Source organism: Aeromonas sp. Prich7-2 (assembly GCF_017939255.1).
GTDB lineage: Bacteria > Pseudomonadota > Gammaproteobacteria > Enterobacterales > Aeromonadaceae > Aeromonas > Aeromonas caviae.
In genome coordinates this window covers 20748-44330 of sequence record NZ_JAGKRI010000146.1, presented here as the reverse complement: position 1 = coordinate 44330, position 23583 = coordinate 20748, and the positions used below count along the sequence as shown (strand labels likewise).

The window sequence follows — 23583 nt, the reverse complement described above, 5'->3', positions numbered from 1 at the left end:
GGCAGTGGATACTGAACATGCTGAAGCAAAACAAATCACGTAATCTAAGCATGGCCAACAAGCGCAGGCTCTGCTGTCTGAATGAACAATATTTGTTCGAATGTATGGGGTTGTTCAAAGTATAAACACTGATGCGTCAGCCCTGAACACCCAGCGGCCACATCAGGGCAGGATGATGGAGGGACAGACGCCTTACAGCATGTTCAAGAAGGGTCTGAAATTGATACCGAAGGAAGTGCGCACTAAAGTAGCGTAAACAAGACACCGGTTTGAGGCCGGTGTCAGGTGATAACTAGATCTGTACATTCTGTCCACTATTTCCCATGAAAATATTTTATGAATTGATCATCAACGCAGGCCAAAATGCTTGATTAATGCATATTGTACACGACTTGGACCTGTTTTTTACGCCATCCATAAGCTCTTTATTATAAGAGAAATCGTATATGAACTTAGGTTCATCATCATTAATCTTGATTCCTAAAAATCCATACCAAAGCAACAAACTAAAAATTCTTCTTGCCTTCCCATCATTATCCTCACTGCTTGAGATCATTATTATGACCTCGTCTTCGCTGAGTTCTGACTTACACCCGATGAATGAATAAAGAATATTCTCTGTATCTGCCGCTACGTCCCTTAGCTCATAGCCTATATCCCTGAGCAGGTCTGAAGAATATGCAGATAGACCTTTATCAATATCTGACTCACAAATGAGATCATGATTCAAATTAATAGCAAAGCTTTTGCAATGATTAATCAAATTAAGTAAAAAACGAGGTCTCATCAGAGATCTTTCAATCAAATACTGCGATGTTTCCTCACCTTTATAGTGACTAACAATAACTTTTAACCAAGCATCAGAAAACTTAGTGTTATTATCTAACCCATTTGCGACTATGCGCAATCTAACCATCTCCCTTAATAGATCAGGATCAGTCCAGTCTAGAAGGACACTAGCTTCTTTTCCCCTGTCCGCCGTTTCCTTAACCAACAATTCATAGACGTCATTCCTAAGGAATACTGCAGTTTTTACATCAAGATCTTTTTTACCAAAGACCCTCTCAATTTTTCTAGTCGCATCAATCAGGGCACGTATCATTAAAAGATCATTATGCTCTAAACCAGATGTGGGCCAGCCATTATCTATGTTATCAAACAATAACCATAACGTACCCTTGTTCTCCATATAAGACAGCAACTCTTGTCTTAATGATTTCACGTCATGTTTATAAAGAAGCTCAGTAACCTGTGAGGCAGATAGACTTACTTTTGTTTCACCCGAATGTAAAGACTCATATTCTGAGTAAATTTTTTCCATAAGCCCCGACATTCGCTCTGAAAAATCACCATCAGAATCATATTCCTCAACATTGTAAATTTGAGATAAACGTCTATATCCATCATACAAGGTGTGATCATGGATATGTCTTTTTTTGTCTTTTTCTAAAACCTTATAACAAATTTCCAGAAGTAAAACATACTCCCAAAAAGCTGTAATTGTGTGTAGATACGTCCCCTCCTCTAAGAAAGACAATATCCTTTCTTTAAACTTTATCAACTTATATCCGTCAGGTTTTAAATCCAAGACAATATTTAAACTTCGATTTCTTTCTCTTTCTATATCTCTAATCTGTAGAAATATTGCAGATTTCCCTGAGCCTTTCCTACCTATCACTAAGTGGGCTTCACCTCTTAACGCTTTTAAGTATTGATCTGTTTCTAAGTAATACGAATTTAAGTCTCGCATTTCATTTTCAGCAGATGATGAGCCTAAGTTCAACTTTTTCAAGAAAGAACGTTCTGGCTGAATATGTTCTTCTGTTTGTACTTGGAAAGCCCGTGCCACATTACTAGCAAACTCTGCTATAAAATCATTTATTTCGTCCGGATGATAAGTGACATTTACAAAGTCACGATAATCAAGTGGGACTGGATCATCACCGTTTTGTAAAATGCAAATTGCTTTCTGCATACCCTCTGCTAAACCAGCTATGAATGCTGCTCTCATATTGTGACTATCACTACCAGCAGATATCTTTGATAGTAACGGGACGATGACACCGTATGACGATCCGACTTGGTTTATTGCATCGTATGCTGAAAGTCTTGGTTGCTCATTAGGATCAAAGTTTCTAAAAATGTAGCCTGACTTCTTAATTCTGGAAACTATGCGCCCAGACCAATCTGTTTTAAAGGGTGTTTCTAGCAAATAAATTGGTGCTTTGCGATTATGCTTTTCTTGTATTTCCAGAGGTGCTTTTTTTGAAGCCTCAAGTATAAGTCGCTTTAACTCATATGAGTTTTGGTATTCACAAAAACCAAGTGTATCAAATATTCCGACTTCTTCTATTGTTACTCCCATAGCTTCAATGCTTTTATTTTTCGTCAGCAGCACTCTTTTCGCACTGCCTATTGCATAGCCTATCTCGTAAGTTACATTAAAATTTAGAGTTGTAATATCAGCAATAAGAAAGTCAGCCTCATCAATACCTCTCAAAACCTCTGTAGATATGAAATGACCAACAATGTCCAGTTGTTTCCAAGTCTTGACCTCTATCTTCGACTGAGAACGATTGTAGTCTTCAACTGCCTGATCTATACATTGCCCTATCTGAGCCGGTGTAGATGCATAAGCATAAAACCCAACAATGTCACCCATTCTGTATCTTCCTCTGATCTGTATTTTCTTATTGTTGGCTTACAATTAGCCCAAGCCTAATTGCTCAGACTTCCGATTGTGGAAAACACTAACTCATGATGCGTAAGAGTCCTACCTTATCACCTCATTGAGTTGATGAACATTTGCGAATATCACACTATGAGTAGTTGCTCAAACTTTCTTGATTACCGATGTTCAGGGGGCAAAGATGTTCAGGGTCTAACTGCGCAAACCATCCCTGCTGCGGAATAGAAAAACACCATAACCTATTGATATTTAATTAAAATAACGCAAGGTGGAATAACCCCATTGGGGATACACACATAATCTGTCTTTCTCCCTCCTCGCCGATGACAAAAAAACAAGCCTCCCAGCCACGGGCCGGGGGATACTTGTTTTGGGGGGGATGGTGGCTGAGAGGGACATCTGAAACAGACGAAGGATGGACTAACCTACTGAGCCGCTGACCAGTTTCGAGTTGGGTTAGTCCATGGCTCCTTGCCTTGCATGGAAAGGTAAACACAGCAGCAGCACTGCCAGTGCCGAACCGCCGCTGGTTCCTGTTCCTCTCCTGTCCAGTGAGACGGTTACGCAGCCACTGAGACGGTAAACACGCCCATCTGGTAGTAACTGACGAAGTTCGACTCCCACATCGTATAGAGCTCCCTAGCCGACTCTGGTCCCATTTGGCCGTAACGGAGCAGGTAGTATTCTTCGCTCAAAAAGTTGAAGTCTATCTCCTTGACCAGCTCGGCCATTTCCTCCGGCCCCTGATAGCTAAAGTCCGTCACGTAATCGAATTGCCACCGGTCTCTACGCTTTAGCAGCCGGATCTCTACTGGATGAAACCCGCCACGAACCGGGCCGTAATCCGAGTCTCGGAAGTTGAAGACCAGACTGGATTTTCCCTTCAGCACCATTCCAGATCTAACTAGTTCCTGATCCAGAATACTCATCAATGCCTGACTGACAGGCAGGGCAAAATCGCCCGCAAATGGGATCGTCATAATCACCTCAGATTGGTTGTTTGGGGGGGCTCACCCTTGGACAGGTGAGCGCTATGCAGGGGTTATTCGATGGTAGGGGCTACGGTGCAGAGCTCATCAGTTAGCGAACCCAAGCGCTCAAGGTAATCAGGCACCAGTTCGTGCAGCATCGGATTGCCGTCTGCCTTCTGGATCAACTTCAGCCCATCCGAACGCAGAATGGCTGATAAGAATCCGGCGTTATTGGCGCTGCCCCCATTAAACAGTCGCTTCATAATGCTGGATTTAAACGGCTTGTCTGCGGGCAAGGAGCGCAACACATCGTCAATGGCCGACAGCGCAATCCACTCCTTGCTATGCAGACCCCCACCCTGATTGCCTGTAATTTTCAGGAACAGCTCGCCACTCTCTTCATGACGCCCGATGGCATAGAAAATTAGCCCTTCTGATCGTGCACTGAGTTTCTCGGCGGTATGGTTGAGCAAGGTGTGTATGGGTGCAGGGCCGCCGGGCACGGAGTCTGCGGTGTCGCCGGGTCCCGGCCTGGCCTTGTCGGCGTCAGCCGCAAGGGCTGGCGAAAGAGGCTCGGCGCAGCCGCTTGCTCCGGATGTGAGAGGGCTCTCGTCGGCTGGCGTGGTGCTGGCAGGTTTAGGGGTCTCTTCAACGCGGTGTTTACGGGGTCTTGCCATGATAGTTTCCTTACAACGTCGTTAGATAACCGGAGATTGCGATCTCCAGATCATCGGTAGATGGGTCATAGATAAAGGGTCATAGAAAACGCGATAGCGTGACAGGACCGGCTCCATCACTGTCACAGTGATCTCATTCGGTCTTTCGCGGATTGACGGTGGTGTGACTTAACCGGCAGTGCGGCTAATGCCGAGGTGATGACCGATAAATCATCCAGATAACCGGCAAATGGAATGGGATCTGGTACCACGTCGAACGGATTTACCAGATAAGCCAGCGCACCGATGATGAGCGCATAGCACCAGACCGGCAGATCGCCATCCGTGAGCAGGACATACAAGAGCACGGCCTTTTCCAACAGCTCCTTAATCCCCTTGATCTCTTTTAACTTGCGCATGATGTCGCTATGGCTGGGATTACTCATGGTTCATCGCCTCCAGGGTGGTGTTCAGCGGTGCATCTGAGTGGATCAGCAGGTAAATCCCCGCCCCCTCATCGTTGAGGATGGCCAGCAGCAGACGCCAATCTTCGGATATGGAGAGTTCTTGCTCCGGGTAACGCAAACCGAACATCACCTGATTCTGGGTATGCTGCGGTAAAACCTGAAATTCGCTGACCGAATCCCCCTGCTCGATAATGACCAGACTGCACCCGGTCTCGACCCAGAATGCCCTCGCCTCCTCTACTGATGAAAAGGGCTCGATAATTTGCTCCATGACCGAGACATGGAGTGCCGGGTAGGCCGCGAGCAATGTCTCATCCGGCCATTCCATACAAGTTTTCATCGTGTTTTTCTCTCCAATAAAAAGGCCCTTAAGCTCAGATGAACTTAAGGGCCTGGGAACTGTGAAATGTGGACCAACAGCCTATGTAACAGCGCTGTCTGGTTATTAATATCTGTTTATAAACAATACCTTTTCGGTCACTCCGCCTGGATCATAGACGAGAGACCTTCGCTGATATTGCGACTGCGCTCAGAAGTCAGCTTTGCATACCGCTGGGAGGATTGAATGCTGGCGTGGGCCAGTTGTGCCTTGACGTCATACAGGCTGTATTGACCGGAAGAGACCAAGGCGCTGGCGACCGAATGGCGAGCCGTATGGAAGCAGACCTCATCAAGGTTTTCGATACCGGCTTTCTGCAACACCCTCTCATAGGCGCACCTTGGTTCACCGATGGGCTTGCCCTGACAGCGAATGTGCTGACTCGCGAACACATAGGGATTACCGGCTATTCTGGGGAGCTTCTCCAGAATATCGATAGCCAATGTGCTCAGGTAAATGATCCGGCTCTTGCCATTCTTGGTCAGGGGTACGAACAGCGTCTTATCCTCCCAGTTCACATGCTCCCATTTAGCGAGTAACACCTCTGATTTTCTTGCCCCCGTCAGATAGAGCATCGCGATGAAGCTGCCTGCAGCTTGATTACGATCCTGCAATGCCACCTCAATGACCCGTTTCATCTCTTCAATCGATAGGAAACGCGTCCTGGCATTGTCCTCCTTCAACAGCTTGATCTTGGCCGCCTCGTTGGTGTCCAGAATGCCCCAGCGCACCGCATAGCTGCCCATGGTCTTTAACTGGGCCAGCACACGGTTGGCGGTACTCGGTGCGTAGGCCGTCTGCTGAGGGTTGTTGGGGTGAACCATCTCCGATTGCAACTGCAGGACATCCATCGCCTTGAGCTGTCGGTAACGCATGGCCCCAAAGCGTGGTTCGATGTTGTGTTTAAACCGCTGAATGTCGCTGTTGATCGATCGTTTGCCGATGGTCTTGAGGTGCGGCAAAAAGGTCTGCCAGAAGAACTCCGAAAGGGTGGGCTCAGTTTTGTAGCTATCCCGCTCTGCTACCGGGTCGATACCGTCTGCCAACATCGCCTTGTACTTGCGGGCAATGGTCCTGGCTTGGCTCACATCGATATCGCCGAATCGCCCCAGGGCGATGCTGCGCTTCTTACCCTGGAGGGTATAGCGCAGTAGGAAACGCTTACTGCCCTGGCTTTTTCCTGACAAGAGTTTTAAGCCAATGACCTCTGTATCTGAGAACTCCAGTTCAGTAGCGCCAGCCTCTCGTTGTTGTGCGGGCAAAGCCTTGATGGCTGCATTGGTAAAGCGAAATTTGGTCTGCATAGATACCTCCGATGATGGGTTAGATCATGGGATTAATATCTGTTTCAAAGAGGATTCAATGCGGGTTTGGGAGGGGTGAAGACGAAAGGGTAACGGTGAGCGGCACTTGCTTCAGCACCAGAAACAGACCCCGGAAAAGTCCGGAGCAGTAGCCTACCAAACGTCCTTGGCTATGTTGGAAGACTGAGCAGGTTGTTCGCAACGAATTGCAGGAAGTAGTAAGTCGCTTAGACAAGAAATGGACAAGAAAGGAAAAGTGAGAGAGGGGAAACGCTGGGGAGCAGAAACAAAAACGACGCAATGAAGCGTCGTATCTGTTTAATCTATAAGGCTTTTTTCTTCAATTTTAATGGTGCCCGAGGCCGGAATCGAACCGGCACGACGCGAACGTCGAGGGATTTTAAATCCCTTGTGTCTACCGATTTCACCACTCGGGCACCGCAATCGGTATCAAGCTCGCGTGGCGGGCTTGTCAATATGGAGGCACGTTCCGGAGTCGAACCGGACTAAACGGATTTGCAATCCGCTGCATAACCGCTTTGCTAACGCGCCATGCAAAAGAGAGAAACTCTCTATTGTCTGAATTTGGAGCGGGAAACGAGACTCGAACTCGCGACCCCGACCTTGGCAAGGTCGTGCTCTACCAACTGAGCTATTCCCGCATCGGTCTGGCTGACTGCCTGACTGTGAGAACGCATTCTAGCGATGTTCCCCGCCCAGTCAACCAAAAACATTTAATACGCTGATCGTTCGGGTGTTTTTTACCCTTTTCCCACACTTTTGCAGCTCATGGCCGTTTCTCGGCGCCAGTGGCAGAGAAACGGCCATCTTCCCGTTTGGACTAGAACCGGGAGTGGTAGCTGAGATCGCCCCAGGCAGCCTTCATGTACTGGAACATGGACCAGAAGGTGAGCACGGTGGCCACGTAGAGCAGCACATAGGCGAGCCACACCATCCAGATGTCGTACTGCCAGATGAGACCGGTGAGCGACACCATCTGGATCATGGTCTTCCATTTGCCAATCCAGCTGACCGCCACCGAGGAGCGCTTGCCAAGCTCGGCCATCCATTCACGCAGGGCGGAGATGATGATCTCCCGGCCAATCATGGTCATGGCGGGGATGGTGACCCAGACGGTGTTGTAGTGCTCGACGATGACCACCAGGGCCGCCGCCACCATGATCTTGTCGGCCACCGGATCGAGGAAGGCGCCAAAGGCGGTGGACTGGTTCAGCTTGCGGGCAAGATAGCCGTCAAACCAGTCGGTTGCGGCCGCCAGGATAAAGACGATGGCCGCCGCCATGTAGGACCACTGATAGGGAAGGTAGAACAGGATGACGAAGACGGGGATGAGCAAAATCCGAAAGAACGTCAGCAGGTTAGGAATATTTGTCATTATTTTCAGCCACTTCTTGTATGCCGCTACATGGTAGCCCCAAGCCGATCGCGGATGCAACCGAACTGGCGCCCGCCTTGGTCCATTAATCCATCAATAACCTCAGGATGCCGGTCATTATGGCATTTGGGAGCCCCCTGCGTCACGGCTCTTGTGCGCAGGCGGCACGCCCTGATGCCCCCTGGCGTGACCTCCTTCACACCAAAGGCAGCGCTAGAGCGAGTGCAGGGCGTCGTGAATGGACTGGGCCAGCTCCTGGCTGATGCCGGGCACCTTGGCGAGCTCGTCCACCCCGGCTTTTTTCACCTCCTGCAAACCCCCCAGGTATTTGAGCAGCGCCTGCCGCCGTTTCGGCCCCACCCCGGGAATCTCTTCCAGGGTACTGGTAGTGCGGGCCTTTGCCCGCCTGGCCCGGTGGCCCGTGATGGCAAAGCGGTGGGATTCGTCGCGAATGTGCTGGATGAGGTGCAAGGCGGGCATATCTGCCGGCAGGTGCAGCTCTTCGTGGCTGTCCCCCAGGATCAGGGTCTCCAGCCCCGCCTTGCGCGTCACCCCCTTGGCGATGCCCACCAACAGCGGATATTTGCCGCCGAGAAACTCCAGCTGGCGCGCCAGGATCTCCTCCGCGCGGCGCAACTGGCCGAGACCGCCGTCGATGAACAGCACATCCGGCACCTTGTCCGGCTCCTGCTGCTTGCCAAAGCGACGCTCCAGCGCCTGCTCCATGGCGGCATAGTCATCCCCGCCGGTGATACCGTCGATGTTGAAGCGGCGGTATTCCGAGGAGAGCGGCCCCTCCCGGTTGAACACCACGCAGGAGGCCACAGTGCGCTCCCCCATGGTGTGGGAGATATCGAAGCACTCCATGCGGGCGATGGGGCTTTCGAGCTCCAGCAGCTCCTCCAGCTGATCGTAACGGGCGGTGATGGTGCTCTTGTGGGCGAGGCGCGAGCGCAGCGCAGTCTGGGCGTTGATGGAGGCAAGCTTGATGAAGCGGGCCCGTTCGCTGCGCGTCCGGCTCACCACCCGCACCTTGTAGCCGGCGGTCTGGCTCAGGGTGTCGGCGATGACGCTCTCATCCTCCAGCGCCACGTCCAGCAGTACCTCGCTCGGGATCTGCCGTCCCCCCTGCCCCGACAGATAGAACTGCAGCAGGAAGGATTGCACCACCTCGTCAAGCTGGGTATCGGCCGGCACTTTCGGGAAGTAGCTGCGCGATCCCAGCACCTTGCCCTGGCGGATGAAGAGCACGTGGATGCAGGCGGTCCCCTGCTCGAAGGCCACCCCCACCACGTCGAGCTCGTCCAGCACGTTGCCGCTCACAGACTGCTGCTCGGTGACCCGGCGCAGGGCCTGGATCTGATCCCGGTAGCGGGCCGCCTCCTCGAAGCGCAGATCGCCGCTGGCGGACTCCATCTTGCCCACCAGTTCGCCGATCACCTGCTGGTTCTTGCCCGCGAGGAACAGCTTGGCCAGCGCCACCTGCTGGGCATACTCGGCCTCGCTCACCAGCCCCGCCACGCAGGGGCCGGCGCAGCGCTTGAGCTGGTAGAGCAGGCAGGGGCGGGTACGGTTGGCATAGACCGCATCCTCGCACTGGCGCACCGGGAAGATCTTCTGCATCAGGTGCAGGCTCTCGCGTACCGCGCCGCCGGAGGGGTAAGGGCCGAAATACTCCCCCTTCACCTTGCGGACGCCGCGATGGACGCCGATGCGCGGGTGCCGATGGTCGGTGATGATGATCCAGGGGTAGGACTTGTCATCCCGCAGCAGCACGTTGTAGCGGGGCTGGTACTGCTTGATGAGGTTGTGCTCGAGGATCAGCGCCTCGGTCTCGGTGTGCGTGACCGTTACCTGCACATCGGCAATCTGGCGCACCAGGGTGCGGGTCTTGATGCTGTCGACGTTGGCCCGAAAGTAGGAGGCGAGCCGTTTCTTGAGATCCTTGGCCTTGCCCACGTAGATGACGGTGCCGCCGCTGTCGTACATGCGGTAGACACCGCTCTGGTGGGTGACGGCGCTCAGAAACGCCTTGCTGTCAAAATGGGGCTCGGGAGAGAGGGTCATCGGCAACTCGACTCAACGGATGAATGCAAAAAGACGGGGAGAGCATACTGCCCACAGCCTGCAAAAAGCAAAAGGCGGCCGGTGCCGCCTTTGGTGTCCACACGCCCCCGTTACAGGGTATCGGCATCCAGCATGCCATAACGAATGGCCAGATGGGTCAGCTCCACGTCACCGTTGATCCCCAGCTTGCTGAACAGGCGGTAGCGGTAGCTGTTGACCGTCTTCGGGCTCAGGTTGAGCTGCTCGGAGATGTCGGTCACCTTCTGCCCCTTGGTGATCATCATCATGATCTGCAGCTCCCGCTCGGAGAGGGACTTGAAGGGGTTCTCGTCGGCGGAGGCGAACTGGCTCAGGGCCATCTGCTGGGCGATCTCCGGGGAGATGTAACGCTGACCGGAGTGGACCAGGCGAATGGCGTGGATCATCTCGTCCGGCGCGGCCCCCTTGGTGAGGTACCCGGCGGCGCCCGCCTGCATCACCTTGGTGGGGAACGGATTTTCTGAATGAATGGTCAGCACTATGATGCGTACATCGGGGCGGATCCGCAGGATCTTGCGGGTCGCTTCCAGACCGCCGATGCCCGGCATGTTCATGTCCATCAGGATCACATCGGGGTGATGTTGCCGACAGAAGGCCACCGCGGTTTCCCCGCTCTGCGCCTCGCCCACCACCTTGATCCCGCGGACGTCTTCCAAAATGCGTCTTATCCCTGTACGCACCAACTCATGATCATCGACCAGGAATACATTAATCACCCAAACACCCCGTTTTTTATCTCGTTATATGCCAGTTAGGGTTAACACGGCGTCTTGCATCATAACCAAACTCGATGATTTGGCAAACCATGGGCGGGAAAAGTTTGAAATTGCTCGTAAAATCCGTTTTAAATCAAATTATTATACAAAGAATCAATTAAAAAACGGCGCCCTGGGGCGCCGTATTGCATCAAAGCCGTTCCGCCAGCCTCAACCGGCCAGCAGTGCTCGCACCTTGTCGAGATCGGCCTGGGTGTCCACCCCCACCGGCGGGGCTTGCAGCGCCTGGGCCACGTGGATCTTCTCCCCGTACCAGAGCACCCGCAGCTGCTCCAGGGCTTCGACCTGCTCGAGCACGCTCGGTGCCCAGTCCACGTAACGCTGGATGAAGCCGGCGCGATAGGCGTAGATGCCGATGTGGCGTTGGTAGTGATCGCCAATCTGCTCGCGGCTCCCCGCAACGCGATCGCTGGCCGCAAAGCGGTCCCGATCCCAGGGGATGCTGGCGCGACTGAAATAGAGGGCATACCCCTCCCGGTCGGTCACCACCTTGACGGCATTGGGATTGAACGCCTCTTCGGCATCCCTGATCGGCACCGACAGCGTCGCCATGGGCGCGCTGGCCGCGGCCAGGTTGTCCGCCACCTGGCGGATAATGACGGGGGGAATGAGGGGCTCGTCCCCCTGCACGTTGACGATGATGGTATCGGCGGCAAAGCCGTAGTGACGGCACACCTCGGCCAGACGCTCGGTGCCGGACTGGTGATCCGGTGAGGTCATGCACACCTCGAACCCGGCAGCGGCGGCAAAGGGGGCCAGGACCTGCTGCACCCGCTCGTCATCGGTGGCGACGATCACCCGATCGGCACCCGATTGCAGGGCCTTCTCCACCACGTGCTGCACCATGGGCTTGCCGTGAATGTCGGCCAGCGGCTTGCCCGGCAGCCGGGTGGAGGCGTAACGGGCAGGAATGACGACGACGAAACTCATGGCTTCAGCTCTTCCAGCGCCAGGTGACGGGCCCGGTTCTCCAGCAGCACCGGGATCCCCTCCTCCAGGGGATAGGCCAGTCTGTCGAAACGGCAGATGAGCTCCTGAGGGCCCTCGGCGTGCGCTTGATAGTGCAGTTTCCCCTTGCAGACCGGGCAGGCGATGATGTCGAGCAATTTAATATCCAGTGCCACAACGAAACTCCTTTAACGATTTCCCACAGGCGATCTTGCCTGGCATGTCAATGTGCAGGGCCAGCCCCCGAGTCCGGGCGCTGGCCGTCTGTTCCAATCCGGTGGCACCCCGTCAGGGCGCCTGGTGCCCGTTCCCTCTTCCGGGCTGCGGGCCCAGGGTGCGCAGCAGCGCCTCCCCCAGGGCATCGGGCAGCTCGGCGCTGACCGGCAGATACCACCAGTTGTCCGGGGCGAAGGGGCGGCACTTGACCGCATCCTTCTCGGTCATCAGCAAGGGGCGCTGGCCGAAGCGGGCCAGCAGCTCGGCGGCGTCGAACGCCTGGTGATCCCCGTAGCCGACACTCTGCACCAGCTCGTAACCAAGGGCGGTCAGGGTGGCGAAGAAACGGGGGGGATGGCCGATGCCTGCCAGGGCATCCACCGGCCCCGAGAGGGGGGCCGTGAGAGGCGCATCATCGCACACCCGGCGCAGGGTATCCGGCACCAGGCGCATGGCGTATTCGCCACGGGCGGGTTCGCCGCCGTTGCAGATGATGGCGTCCACCCGCTTGAGGCGGGTCGTGGGCTCGCGCAGCGGCCCCATGGGCAGCAGACAGCCATTGCCAAAGCGGCGCGCACCGTCCACCACCACCAGTTCGATGTCACGGGCCAGGGCATAGTGCTGCAGGCCGTCGTCGGTGACGATGATGTCCACCTCACCGCTTTGCTCCAGCAACCGCACAGCATCGGCCCGTCTGGGGGCCACCGCCACGGGGCAGCCGCAGCGTCTGGCGATGAGCACGGGCTCATCCCCGGCCTCGGCCGGGGTACTGCTCTCATCCAGTCGATAGGGGTAATGGGGCGCCTTGCCGCCATAGCCGCGGCTCACCACGCCCGGGCGCCAGCCCCGGGCCTGGAGTTGTTCCACCAGCCAGACCACCACCGGGGTCTTGCCGTTGCCCCCCACCGAGAGATTGCCCACCACCACCACCGGCAGGGTGGCCCGATAGGCGCTGAACCAGCCCCGGCGATACCCCAGACGGCGGACGCCGCTGATGAGGGCAAACAGCAGGGCGAAGGGGGCCAGCCCCCAGCGCCAGAGGCTGTTCCCGTACCAGAGTCTGGCCAGCATCAGCCCTTGTTACCCGTGGCTGTATTACCAAACTGAATGGCCCGCAGCTGGGCATAAGTACCATGCATGTCCATCAGGGTTTGGTGGTTGCCGCGCTCGACGATGTGTCCTTCGTCGATCACCAGGATCTCGTCCGCCTTCTCGATGGTGGAGAGGCGGTGGGCGATCACGAGGGAAGTGCGCGCCTTGCACAGCTCGTCGATGGCCGCCTGGATGTGGCGCTCGGACTCGGTGTCCAGGGCCGAGGTGGCTTCGTCCAGCAGCAGCACCGGGGAGTCCCGCAGCAGGGCGCGGGCGATGGCGATGCGCTGGCGCTGGCCGCCGGAGAGGGAGGCGCCGTTCTCGCCGATGACGGTGTCATAGCCTTCCGGCATCTTGCTGACGAAGTCGTCCGCATGGGCGATGCGGGCCGCCTGCTTGATCTCGTCGCGGCTGTACTTCTCTTCCGCCGCGTAGGCGATGTTGTTGGCCACGGAGTCGTTGAACAGATGCACGTGCTGGGAGACCAGGGCGTACTGCTTGCGCAGCTCGCTCAGGCGGTATTCGCGGATGTTGACGCCATCCAGCAGAATTTCCCCCTCTTCGATGTCATAGAAGCGGGTCAGGAGGCTCGCGATGGTGCTCTTGCCGGAACCGGAACGCCCCACCAGGGCCACCGATTTGCCTGCCTCCACCTTGAAGCTGATGTTGCGCAGCGCTGGTGTCTCCTTGGTCGGGTAGGTGAAGGTGACGTTGCGAAACTCGATTTCACCTCGGGCACGTTCCAGGGTGCGGGTGCCGGTGTCCTGCTCCGGGGTGGAGTCCAGCAGACCGAACAGGCTCTGGCAGGCGGTGATGCCGCGCTGGAACTGGTTGTTCACGTCGGTCAGGCTTTTCAGCGGCTTGAGCAGCATCATCATGGAGGTGACCATGACGGTGAAGGTGCCCGCAGTCAGGGTCGCCTTGACGCTGTCGATGGTGGCGACGTAGAGGAAGACCGCAAGAGCCACGGAGGCCACCATCTGGACGATGGGGCTGCCGATGGCGTCGGCGGCGACCATCTTCATGGTCTGCTGGCGCATCCGGTTGCTCACCTGGTAGAAGCGCTTGTCCTCCACCTCCTGACCCCCGAACATCAGCACCTCTTTGTGCCCCTTGAGCATCTGCTCGGTGGAGGTGGTGATGTCACCCACCGCCTGCTGGATGTGGCGGCTTATCTTGCGAAAACGTCGGCTGATGATGCTGATGAGGATCCCGACCAGGGGCCCCACCACCAGGAAGATCACCGACAACTGCCAGGAGTGCCAGAACATCAGGCCCAGCAGGCCGATGACAGTGGCCCCTTCCCGCACCAGGGAGACCAGGGTCGAGCTCGCGGCGGACGACACCTGACCGGCGTCATAGGTCACCTTGGAGAGCAGGTTGCCGGTGTTCTGGCGGTCGAAGAAGCTCATGGGCATGGCCATCAGGTGGCTGAACACCTGCTGCTGCAGGCGCATCACCACGTGGTTGCCGACCCAGGCCATGCAGTAGTTGGAGAGGAAGGCGGCGCAGCCGCGCAGAGCCACGATGCCGAGGACGAAGAAGGGCATCCACTTGAGCACGCTGCTGTCGTTGCCGTTGAGCCCCTGATCGATAAGCGGTTTGATGGAGTAGACGAAGGTGGTATCCACGGCCGCGTAACCCAGCATGCCAATGATGCCGCCCACCAGACCCAGCTTGCGATCCCGGACATAACCGAGCAGGCGCTTGAAGACGGTCCAGCTCTCTTGTGAGGTTTCTTGTTGCATGAATAGCCGTTAATAAGGGAAATGACGGGCTATTCTAGCCAAACCTTGGAGCTACACCAAGCGCCGCTGGCGCGATGGCTACAACCCGGGTCACAAATGAAGGCCGCCCCTTGCCGGGCTGGCTCACCGGATCCTCACTCCCTTCCCCATACCTGCGGCTGCCACCAGGGGCCGCCACGCCTGTACCAGGGCCCCTGCTCCCGCTCGGCCCGGATCCTGAGCCCCGCGTCCCCCGGCTCGATCAGGATGGCGCCCGCCTCCCCCGTGACCCACTGCCGCGCCCCCTGGTATCGCGCCACCACCTCGGGGCGGGGAAAGCCCCACTGGTTCATGAAGCCTGCGCTGTGCACCACGAAGGCAGGTTTCACCGCCGCCACGAAGGGGGCCGTGGAGGAGGTGCGACTGCCATGATGCGGGCTCACCAGCAGGGTGCTGGCCAGCCCCGCGCCCTCCCCCTCCTCCAGCGCCTGCGCCAGCAGGCGGCGCTCCGCCTGCTGCTCGATGTCGCCGCTCAGCAGCAGCCGATGGCGCCCGTCGTCCAGCTGCACCACGCAACTGTCGTTGTTGCGCCCTGCCCCGGCTGCCAGGGGCCAGAGCACCCGCACATCCAGCCCCTGCCAGTGCCACTGCTGACCTCGGCGGCAGGCCTGGGTAGCCGGTGTAAAGGGGAAGGAGGAGAGCTCCCGGCGTACCGCCATGCTCTGCAGCAGAGCCTGCCGGTTGCCCGCGTGATCCCTGTCTCTGTGGCTGATGATCAGGGTGTCGATCACCCGGATGCCAAGCCGGTTGAGCAGGGGCAGGATGGCCGCATCCGCCATGTTGTAGCCCCCGGGGTAGCGATCCCCGGTATCAAACAGGATGGCCCGCTCCCCCCGGGTGACGAGCACCGAGAGCCCCTGCCCCACGTCCAGCACCCTCACCTGCCAGGAAGCGGGAGCAGGCCAGAGGGCGAGCAGCATGGCCGCCGCCACTGGCCCCCCCAGGGCGCGCCCTCCCGGCAGGTGCCATCCCGTCCACAGCAGGATCAGCAGGGCGCTGGCGGGCATCAGCCAACCGGGCACCGGCCACCAGAGCTGCAGGCGATCCGCCAGCTGCGTGAGCCCCCACAGCACCCACTCCAGGCCGAAGGCGGAGACCCAGAGCAGGCCGTGGGCCAGCAACGTGGAGAGGGGCGCCACCAGCACGCCGATGAGCGCCAGGGGAATGATGACAAGGCAGAACAGCGGCAGTGCCAGCAGATTGAGCAGAAACGCCAGGGGCGCCATCCCCTCGAACAGCAGCAGTTGCAGGGGCAGCAATCCGAGCAGCAGCAGAAGTTGCAGCCGCACCAGGCCGGGGCGATCGTGCAACAGGCTCGCCAGCAACAGCAGGGCCACCGCCAGAAAAGAGAGCCAGAACCCCGCCGAATAGAGGGCGAAAGGGTCCCACAATGTCAGCACCACAAAGGCCCACAGCCAGATCCGGTGGCTCGGCCAGTCCCGCTTTAGCCAGCGCAGCAGGCTCCACACCAGCACCATGATGAGGGCACGCTCGGTGGCCACCGCAAACCCCGCCAGCCAGCTGTAGGTGGCCGCGAACAGGAGTGACACGCAGATAGCCCCGCGCAGCCCGAACAGCCGCCCGAGCCACCAGCCGAGCACCGCTACCAGAGCAATATGCTGGCCCGAGATGGCGATGATGTGGGTCAGGCCGCTGCCGCGAAAGAGTTCCCACTGGGCATCCGTGATCCCTCCCTGTTCCCCGAAGGTGAGGGCCGCCAGCAGGGGGGCCTGCGCCATCCCCTCCCAGGCGCGACTCGCCGCCGCCAGCCAGCGATCGCGCACACCTGGGGGCACGGCATCCAGGGCGATGACCCGGCGCAGGTTGCCGGTGGCGGTGATCCCCTTGCCAAGGAGCAGGCGCCGCCCATCCATCCCCGCTTCGTTGGCCAGGCCATGGGCCGGCTTGAGAGAGGTCACCAGGGTGACGCGGCTGCCGGCAGGCAACGGCGGCAACACCTGATAGGCATTGACCCGCACCAGGGGTGGCACGATGAGGGGGCGATCGTCCAGGGTGTCGAGGCGCAGCAGCAGGCGCGCAAATTTATCCCCCTCTTTCTCTCCCGAAGACTCCGTACTTTGCACGTGTGCGGTTATGATGTGGCTCGTTTTTTTGCCAAGCTGATCCAGCCAGGCAAGCCGGTAGTGCAAATTCACCTGCATCCAGAGGATGCCGAGCAGCAGAAACAGCAGCCGCCAGCAACGACCACCGGCGAGGGGGAGCGCGAGCAGCAGCATCAGGCCACCCCATTCCCATGAAGGCAGCCATGGCCAAAGCAGTGAGGAGCTTGCCCCCAGGGCAAACGACAACAGACGCAGATCCATGGAGCAAGTATTTAGCAAGGTTCAGAACATGCCCAAACGAATCATACAGCGCTGGCTACCCGACCCGGCGACCCTCAAGGAACACAAACACTTGCGACTCTTTGGCAAGCTGCTGCTGGATGCCAATCTCTGGCATCTCAACCGGCGCTCCGCCGCCGGTGCCTGTGCGGTCGGCCTCTTCATGGCCTGGGTGCCCCTCCCCTGCCAGATGCTGCTGGCCGCTGGCGGCGCCATCGCCTGCCGGGTCAACCTGCCCCTCTCGGTGGCCCTGGTCTGGCTCTCCAACCCCCTGACCATGCCACCGCTTTTTTATGGCGCCTATCTGGTGGGCTGCCAGTTGCTGGGGCAACCCTCCCAGCACATCGAGATCACCTTCACCTGGGCCTGGCTGGTGTCGGTGTTCGAGACGGTGGCCCCGCCGCTCTTGCTGGGCTCCCTGGTGCTTGCTCTGCTGAGCGCCCTCGTCGGCTATCTCCTGGTTCGCGCGGGCTGGCGCCTGAGCACGGTGCGCCAGTGGCAAAAACGCAAGGTGGCTCGCCCATGCTGAATCGCTGGTTGGCCCGCTTCAAGATTGACCCCGATACCCTGCGCCAACAGAAGTGGTTCGCCCTCTTTGGCGAGCGACTGCTGACCCCCGCCCTCTGGCAAGGGGGAACGCGGGCCCTCTGTGGCGCCGTGGCGGCCGGGCTGTTCGCCAGCTGGATCCCCATGCCCATGCACTCCCTGGTGGCCGTCGCCCTGGTGCTGGCGTTCAGCTTCAACCTGCCGCTGGCCCTCTTGGCGGTCTGGTTCAACAACCCGCTGACGCTCCCCTTCATGTACCTCTACGCCTATCGTACCGGTTGCCTGGTGCTGAACGAGACGCCAGCCCCCTTCCATCTCACCTGGTCCCAGCACTGGCTGGAGCAGGAGGCAGCCACCCTGGTGCCCCCCTTCCTGCTCGGCAGCCTGCTGCTGGCGGTGCTGAGCGCCGCCGTCGGCGCCTTGCTCACCCTGCTGCTGTTACAACTGGGCAAGCTGACCCGCCCCCGCTAGGTTGCCAGCACGCCGTCCTTGTCTCGGGTGGCGTGCCTTGCCATCGTCTGCCTCTGCCACCACACTCCTTGTAACCCGTTGTTTTTCGACCCCCATTCGAAACAAGGAGCCCACCATGGCCGAACCGCTCACGCTGGCCCATGCCAATGGCCACCCCCTCTCCCTGCTCCCCGCCATGGCCAATCGCCACGGCCTCATCACCGGGGCCACCGGCACCGGCAAGACAGTCACCCTGCAGGTGCTGGCGGAGGGGTTTTCCCGCCTCGGCGTGCCGGTCTTTCTGGCCGACGTGAAGGGGGATCTGAGCGGCCTGGGCGCCGCCGGCACCCCCTCTGCCAAGCTGGATGCCCGTCTGGCCCAGCTCGGCCTTCAGGCACCCGACTTTGCCGCCAGCCCCACCCTGTTCTGGGATCTCTTCGCCGAAGAGGGCCACCCGGTGCGGGCCACCGTCTCCGACATGGGGCCTCTGCTGCTTGCACGCCTGCTCGGCCTCAACGACACCCAAAGCGGGGTGCTGGAGCTGGTGTTCAAGGTGGCGGACGACGAGGGGTTGCTGCTGCTCGATCTGAAAGACCTGCGGGCCATGGTGCAGTTTGCGGGGGAGCACGCCAAGACCCTCACCACCCGCTACGGCAATGTGTCGACCGCCTCCATCGGCGCCATCCTGCGCAACCTCCTCACCCTGGAGAGCGCGGGCGGCGATCACTTCTTCGGCGAGCCCATGCTGGACATCCAGGATCTGATGCAGACTGACGAGGCGGGCCACGGCCATATCAATGTGCTGGCCGCCGGCAAGCTCACCCAGTCCAGCCGCCTCTATGCCTGCTTCCTGCTCTGGCTGCTCTCCGAGCTGTTCGAACAGTTGCCCGAGATTGGGGATCCGGAAAAGCCCGTGCTGGTGTTCTTCTTCGACGAGGCCCACCTGCTGTTCAAGGATGCACCCAGGGCACTGCTGGAGAAAATTGAGCTGGTGGCGCGCCTCATCCGCTCCAAGGGGGTGGGCGTCTATTTCGTGACCCAGAGCCCGGCCGACATCCCCGACAGCGTGCTGGGGCAGCTTGGCAACCGGGTGCAGCACGCCCTGCGCGCCTTCACCCCGAGCGATCAGAAGGCGGTGCGCATCGCCGCCAACACCCTGCGGGCCAACCCGGCCTTCGACGCCGCCGGAGCCATCACTGAACTGGGGGTCGGGGAGGCGCTCATCTCCCTGCTCGACGAGAAGGGGAGGCCCAGCGTGGTGGAGCGCGCCTTCATCGCGCCCCCGGCCAGCCGCATCGGCCCTCTGAGCGCGGCCGAGCGCCAGGCGCTTATTCAGGGCTCATTGCTCTACGGCAGATACGACACCCAGGAGGACAGGGAGTCCGCGTTCGAGCGGCTTCAGGAAGCATCGCCCGCCGCCGGCGACGAGACTGCTTCCCCACAGACCGACCAGGGCGGCGGTCTGCTGGATGCCTTGAATGGCATCCTGTTCGGTCGCACCGGCCCCCGTGGTGGCCAGCATGACGGGGTGGTGCAGACCGCCGCCAAGAGCGTGGCCCGCACCCTCGGCAACGAGGTGGGACGCCAGCTGATGCGCGGGGTGCTCGGCTCCCTGCTGGGAAGCAGCAAGCGGCGCCGCTGATGCCGGAAAATGAAAAAGCCCGCCGATACGGCGCAATGCTGTTCAGATAAGCACTTTTTTGACTGATTATTCATAAATTGGATTTGAGTTGAGGGGGCAAGGCTGTGTCCAGTCGATCTTCCTCCAGCCTTTATCCAGCGGGGCTTGCAATAGAAAGAGGGAGGCATCATGCCTCCCTCGATTTTTTGTCCTGATACTACGTGGACTGGAACTCAAATTCTCTTAAGTGAACAGCATTGCGCCGATACGGCGGGCTTTTTATGGCTGAAGCAAGGCGCTGGGCGCAGATGCTTCTCTCTTACAACACCTTGGCGATGGCGTCGCAGAGGGGATCAATGTTGGCGCGGGTGATGCCTGCCACGCTGATCCGGCCGGAGCCGACGATGTAGATGGCGAATTCGCTCTTGAGGCGCTCCACCTGATCCTTGGAGAGACCGGAGAAGGAGAACATGCCGTTCTGTTCGCGGATGAAACTGAAATCCTGGTTCACCCCCCGCTCGGCCAGCTTCTCCACCAGCAACTCGCGCATCTCGCGAATGCGCACCCGCATGGCGGCCACTTCTTCCACCCACTCCGCATAGAGGGCCGGGTCGCTCACCACGGTGGTGACAACGGCGGCGCCGTGTGACGGCGGGTTGGAGTAGTTGGCACGAATGACGGTCTTCACCTGGGTGAAGGCGACGTCGGCCACCGCCTTGGTCGCGCAGACCAGGGTGAAGGCGCCGACCCGCTCGTTGTAGAGGCCGAAGTTCTTGGAGAAGGAGCTCGCCACCAGCAGCTCGTCGTGGCACTCGGCGAAGATGCGAAGGCCTTCGGCATCCTCTTCGATACCCCGGGCAAAGCCCTGATAGGCGAAGTCAAAGAGCGGCAGCCAGCCGGCGGCAGCACTCTGCCTGGCCAGGGCACGCCACTGCTCGGTGGTGGGGTCGATACCGGTCGGGTTGTGGCAGCAGCCGTGCAGCAGCACCAGATCCCCCGCCTGCGCGTCAGACAGGGAGGCCTGCATGGCGGCGAAGTCGAGCCCCTTGGTGGCGGCGTCGTAGTACTTGTACCACTTGACGGTCAAACCGGCCGCCTGGAACACGCTGACGTGGTTCGCCCAGGTGGGATCGGAGATCCAGATGGTCTTGGCGAGATTGTTGCGTACCACGAACTCGGCGGCGATGCGCAGGGCACCGGTACCGCCCGGCGCCTGCGCCGTCTTGGCGCGGCCGCTGGTCACCAGGGCGGCATCACGGCCGAACAGCAGTTGCTGCACGATGCGGCCGTATTCGATATTGCCTTCGATACCGAGGTAGTTCTTGGTCTTCTCGTCGGTCAAGAGCTTCTGCTCGGCTTGCTTGACACAGTGAAGGATAGGAGTGGCACCGGTCTCATCCTTGTAGATACCGACCCCCAGATTGATCTTGTGGCTGCGAGTGTCGGCACGGAAGGCTTCGGTCAGGCCCAGGATCGGATCCGCTGGGGCGGCAACAACCTTTTCAAACATGGTATTCCCTGTAGTCCGTTGAGTTCGTTGGCTGGCAAAGTAGGTTGGCAAACAAAAGCGCCCGTCCAGGGAGCGCTTCGTCAGCTCTTTATACCACTGCCTTCCATAGGGGAAAACCGCTTTCTCTGCGCCGCCTCAACCAATCCCGTGCCAATCCGGTGCCAGGGCACACACCTCGACCGACAGACCCCGATTCGACTCCACCAGATCATTGCACTGTGCCAGCAGCGCACGGGGGATACGGCTCGGCTCCCAGGGCCGACCATCCCCCAGGGGAGCCCCGTAGGCCGCCTTGATGGGCACCAGATCCCGGGGCAGCCACCAGCTCGCCGGTCTCCCCAACCGCTGGGCCAATGCCAGTACTCTGTCGACCCCGGCCGGATCCAGGGCTGTGAGGTGGCTCCAGAGGGTCTGGGGTGGCAAGGCGGCGATCAGGGGCTCCAGCGTGCCGGGATCCTCGGCGGGATACCAGACCAGCAGGGCGTCGGCGGGCAGTGGCAACTCGGCGAAGGCGCCGACGGCATCGGTCGTGATCACCCGCTGTATCTCCCCCTCTCCCCAGAGGATCTTGCCAATCTGCGCCAGGGTGCGGGCTGGCAGCGCCACCTCCCCCAGGGTCTGGAGCCAGGGGGCGACATCCAGCAGGGTGCCGCCGCTGAGAAACAGGCTGAACGGCCGTGCGGCCCGCAGACGAAGGGGCAGATCACTGCAAAGCCGGATCCCCTTGTCTTCGAAATCGATCTGCTCGATGGGGCTGAAATGGCCCTCCCCCTTGCGATACAGGGCCGCCAGCACCCGCTCGTTGACCCTCTCCCCCAGTTGCCAGCCGTGGGATTGCAGCCACTCCTCGGGTTCCGGCGGGGCACTGGCCATCTTCGCCAGCATCAGCTCCCGGGTCAAATAGCGGTGCCCGGCAGGGGTGAGCTCATAGTGATGATTGCCAAGGGCCAGCAGCAACTGGTTGTCCCGAAGCATGCCGATGAGCGGCTGCCATTGACGACCGCGAACAGCCTGGGGGCCGCCTCTCAGCAACTGCTGTGCCAGCGCGCGCCACTCGGGGTGGGTGAAATCGATCAAAGGCATCCTTCCCTGTCGGCCAATCTGCTTCAACAAATTGAATAATCTAGCGATTTACCAGAGGAGAACCAAGGGTGCAAAGAAGACAACGTGATATGGCGCAGGGCCAGAGGACGAAAAGTGGTGAAGGGGCCAAAAAACAGAACGGCCAAGCAAGCTTGGCCGTTCATCAACTAAATCAGCGCAGAGGCTAGATTAGAAGTTGTATTGCAGGGCAACAGTGAACTCGTCGTCCTTGTCGTTGATACCCTGGATTTTGTACTCGGTGTACGCCTTGAACTTGGAAGTGAAGTTGTACTGCACGCCCAGCAGGGTTTCGTCGACGATGTCTTCGTAAGAAGAACCGGCGGAGTTGGACAGTACCTTGCCTTCGGCGAAGTTGTAACCGGCCAGGAAGGTCCAGGCGTCAACGTTGTAGGAAGCAGCCAGCTCGTAGCCACGGCCCTTGTCCTTGTTGTTGCCTTGGGTGGTGTTGTCGTAGCTCAGGTCACCCTGGGTGTACATACCGGCGAAGTAGAAACCGTTGATGGCGTAGTGTGCGCCCAGGGCCCACTCTTTCTTGTCGCCAGAAGCGGTGCTGACGGTGCTTTCCAGGTCGGAGTAAGCGTAACCGGCGTTCAGGCCCAGACCGAAGTCGAAGTCATAGCCAGCAGCAGCGGCGTAGCCGTAGTTGCGTTTGACTTTCGGACCGTAGACGTCGGTTTCCTTGATGCCTTGACCGATGTCAGTAACCTTGACGGCTACGTCATCGTTGGTCTGGTAGGACACTTTGCCCTTGAAGCCACCGAAGGTGTTGGAGTAGATGATCTGGCCTTCTTGACGACCGTCGTAGAAGTTACCTACGTCACCCCATTCGTTGAAGATATCGGTCGGCTCCAGCACGTCGTAGAACGCGGTGTCGGTCTGGCCGAAGATGATCTTGCCGTACTGGGTACCGTCCAGGCCGACATAGATGTGACGGGAGTTGAACTTGTTGTCAGAGTTTTCGGCGGATACTTGCCACTCGGTCTTGGCGATACCGGACCAGGTGTTGTTCAGGCCGACTTTGCCGGACCAGCCCAGACGGGAGGAACCAACCAGTTCAGCGTCGGTATCGTCGTGTTCACCGTAGTAGTTGGCTTGAACACGGCCGTAAATGTCAAAGGAGGTGCCGTCTTTGTCGTAAACGACAGCAGCGTTGGCTGCGGATGCGAACAGAGCCGGGATAGCAATAGCCAGAATTGTCTTTTTCATAGTTTCCAATGCCTACT

General features: G+C 58.6%; 20 protein-coding genes, 3 tRNA genes and 2 pseudogenes. 5 read left to right on the top strand and 20 right to left on the bottom strand.

Translation table 11 applies throughout. The features are described from left to right. Both J9892_RS18530 and J9892_RS18525 read left to right on the top strand, forming a co-directional pair. A pseudogene (locus J9892_RS18530) lies at nucleotides 1-125 on the top strand (ISAs1 family transposase); the annotation flags it as partial. Between the two features lie 20 nt (nucleotides 126-145). Beyond that, a pseudogene (locus J9892_RS18525) lies at nucleotides 146-256 on the top strand (IS481 family transposase); the annotation flags it as partial. Between the two features lie 78 nt (nucleotides 257-334). Here the strand turns inward: J9892_RS18525 and J9892_RS18520 are convergent. The 17 genes from J9892_RS18520 to J9892_RS18440 all read right to left on the bottom strand — a co-directional run bounded on the left by J9892_RS18520 (nucleotide 335) and on the right by J9892_RS18440 (nucleotide 17111). Beyond that, nucleotides 335-2662 carry a hypothetical protein gene (locus tag J9892_RS18520; protein WP_210538671.1) on the bottom strand — a complete coding sequence of 776 codons (2328 nt, stop codon included), beginning with the start codon at nucleotides 2660-2662 and terminating at the stop codon, nucleotides 335-337. 587 nt (nucleotides 2663-3249) lie between these two features. Next, nucleotides 3250-3669: a DUF2787 family protein gene (locus J9892_RS18515; RefSeq protein ID WP_182925703.1), complete on the bottom strand. Its 420-nt coding sequence runs from the start codon at nucleotides 3667-3669 to the stop codon at nucleotides 3250-3252. Between the two features lie 62 nt (nucleotides 3670-3731). Beyond that, nucleotides 3732-4337 carry a hypothetical protein gene (locus tag J9892_RS18510; RefSeq protein WP_182925704.1) on the bottom strand — a complete coding sequence of 202 codons (606 nt, stop codon included), beginning with the start codon at nucleotides 4335-4337 and terminating at the stop codon, nucleotides 3732-3734. A gap of 122 nt (nucleotides 4338-4459) precedes the next feature. Beyond that, the gene (locus J9892_RS18505; RefSeq protein ID WP_025201450.1) at nucleotides 4460-4762 is read right to left on the bottom strand and encodes a DUF1232 domain-containing protein; all 303 of its coding nucleotides are present in this window, start codon (nucleotides 4760-4762) and stop codon (nucleotides 4460-4462) included. Next, a complete protein-coding gene (locus tag J9892_RS18500; protein WP_182925705.1) occupies nucleotides 4755-5111 on the bottom strand; it encodes a hypothetical protein in 357 nt (118 codons plus the stop codon). Before J9892_RS18500 ends, J9892_RS18505 begins: the two co-directional genes overlap by 8 nt. A gap of 149 nt (nucleotides 5112-5260) precedes the next feature. Beyond that, nucleotides 5261-6466, bottom strand: a complete 1206-nt coding sequence (locus J9892_RS18495; RefSeq protein WP_210538670.1) for a site-specific integrase — start codon at nucleotides 6464-6466, stop codon at nucleotides 5261-5263. Nucleotides 6467-6816: 350 nt separating this feature from the next. Next, nucleotides 6817-6903, bottom strand: a tRNA-Leu gene (locus J9892_RS18490). A 41-nt stretch (nucleotides 6904-6944) separates the two neighbouring features. Then, nucleotides 6945-7018, bottom strand: a tRNA-Cys gene (locus J9892_RS18485). 34 nt (nucleotides 7019-7052) lie between these two features. Further along, nucleotides 7053-7128 (bottom strand) — tRNA-Gly (locus J9892_RS18480). A gap of 179 nt (nucleotides 7129-7307) precedes the next feature. Beyond that, complete coding sequence (gene pgsA, locus J9892_RS18475; RefSeq protein ID WP_010675229.1) at nucleotides 7308-7862, bottom strand: CDP-diacylglycerol--glycerol-3-phosphate 3-phosphatidyltransferase; 555 nt, start codon at nucleotides 7860-7862, stop codon at nucleotides 7308-7310. 213 nt (nucleotides 7863-8075) lie between these two features. Continuing rightward, entirely contained in the window at nucleotides 8076-9929 is a 1854-nt protein-coding gene (gene uvrC / locus J9892_RS18470; protein WP_124814087.1) for an excinuclease ABC subunit UvrC, read from the bottom strand. Nucleotides 9930-10039: 110 nt separating this feature from the next. Beyond that, nucleotides 10040-10684: a UvrY/SirA/GacA family response regulator transcription factor gene (gene uvrY / locus J9892_RS18465; protein WP_010675231.1), complete on the bottom strand. Its 645-nt coding sequence runs from the start codon at nucleotides 10682-10684 to the stop codon at nucleotides 10040-10042. Between the two features lie 210 nt (nucleotides 10685-10894). Next, nucleotides 10895-11674 carry a 3-deoxy-manno-octulosonate cytidylyltransferase gene (gene kdsB / locus J9892_RS18460; RefSeq protein WP_010675232.1) on the bottom strand — a complete coding sequence of 260 codons (780 nt, stop codon included), beginning with the start codon at nucleotides 11672-11674 and terminating at the stop codon, nucleotides 10895-10897. Further along, entirely contained in the window at nucleotides 11671-11868 is a 198-nt protein-coding gene (locus tag J9892_RS18455; protein ID WP_010675233.1) for a Trm112 family protein, read from the bottom strand. The genes kdsB and J9892_RS18455 overlap by 4 nt, the downstream gene beginning before the upstream one ends. A gap of 112 nt (nucleotides 11869-11980) precedes the next feature. After that, a complete protein-coding gene (gene lpxK, locus J9892_RS18450; RefSeq protein WP_010675234.1) occupies nucleotides 11981-12979 on the bottom strand; it encodes a tetraacyldisaccharide 4'-kinase in 999 nt (332 codons plus the stop codon). Next, nucleotides 12979-14748 carry a lipid A ABC transporter ATP-binding protein/permease MsbA gene (gene msbA / locus J9892_RS18445; protein WP_010675235.1) on the bottom strand — a complete coding sequence of 590 codons (1770 nt, stop codon included), beginning with the start codon at nucleotides 14746-14748 and terminating at the stop codon, nucleotides 12979-12981. Before msbA ends, lpxK begins: the two co-directional genes overlap by 1 nt. A gap of 134 nt (nucleotides 14749-14882) precedes the next feature. Then, on the bottom strand, nucleotides 14883-17111 hold the full coding sequence (locus J9892_RS18440) for a DNA internalization-related competence protein ComEC/Rec2 (RefSeq protein ID WP_080560536.1): 2229 nt from the start codon (nucleotides 17109-17111) through the stop codon (nucleotides 14883-14885). 28 nt (nucleotides 17112-17139) lie between these two features. On the opposite strand from J9892_RS18440, the gene J9892_RS18435 reads away from it, so the two are divergent. The 3 genes from J9892_RS18435 (at nucleotide 17140) to J9892_RS18425 (ending at nucleotide 19767) form a co-directional block, all read left to right on the top strand. Continuing rightward, entirely contained in the window at nucleotides 17140-17658 is a 519-nt protein-coding gene (locus J9892_RS18435; protein WP_039040274.1) for a DUF2062 domain-containing protein, read from the top strand. Next, nucleotides 17652-18146, top strand: a complete 495-nt coding sequence (locus J9892_RS18430) for a DUF2062 domain-containing protein (protein WP_210538669.1) — start codon at nucleotides 17652-17654, stop codon at nucleotides 18144-18146. Before J9892_RS18435 ends, J9892_RS18430 begins: the two co-directional genes overlap by 7 nt. A 115-nt stretch (nucleotides 18147-18261) precedes the next feature. Further along, on the top strand, nucleotides 18262-19767 hold the full coding sequence (locus tag J9892_RS18425) for a helicase HerA-like domain-containing protein (RefSeq protein ID WP_210538668.1): 1506 nt from the start codon (nucleotides 18262-18264) through the stop codon (nucleotides 19765-19767). A gap of 298 nt (nucleotides 19768-20065) precedes the next feature. Here J9892_RS18425 and J9892_RS18420 read toward each other — a convergent pair whose 3' ends face one another. The 3 genes from J9892_RS18420 to J9892_RS18410 all read right to left on the bottom strand — a co-directional run bounded on the left by J9892_RS18420 (nucleotide 20066) and on the right by J9892_RS18410 (nucleotide 23566). Next, nucleotides 20066-21256: an amino acid aminotransferase gene (locus tag J9892_RS18420; RefSeq protein ID WP_010675240.1), complete on the bottom strand. Its 1191-nt coding sequence runs from the start codon at nucleotides 21254-21256 to the stop codon at nucleotides 20066-20068. Nucleotides 21257-21391: 135 nt separating this feature from the next. Continuing rightward, on the bottom strand, nucleotides 21392-22333 hold the full coding sequence (locus J9892_RS18415; protein ID WP_010675241.1) for a hypothetical protein: 942 nt from the start codon (nucleotides 22331-22333) through the stop codon (nucleotides 21392-21394). Nucleotides 22334-22528: 195 nt separating this feature from the next. Beyond that, the gene (locus tag J9892_RS18410; protein WP_069785249.1) at nucleotides 22529-23566 is read right to left on the bottom strand and encodes a porin; all 1038 of its coding nucleotides are present in this window, start codon (nucleotides 23564-23566) and stop codon (nucleotides 22529-22531) included. Nucleotides 23567-23583 lie beyond the last annotated feature (17 nt).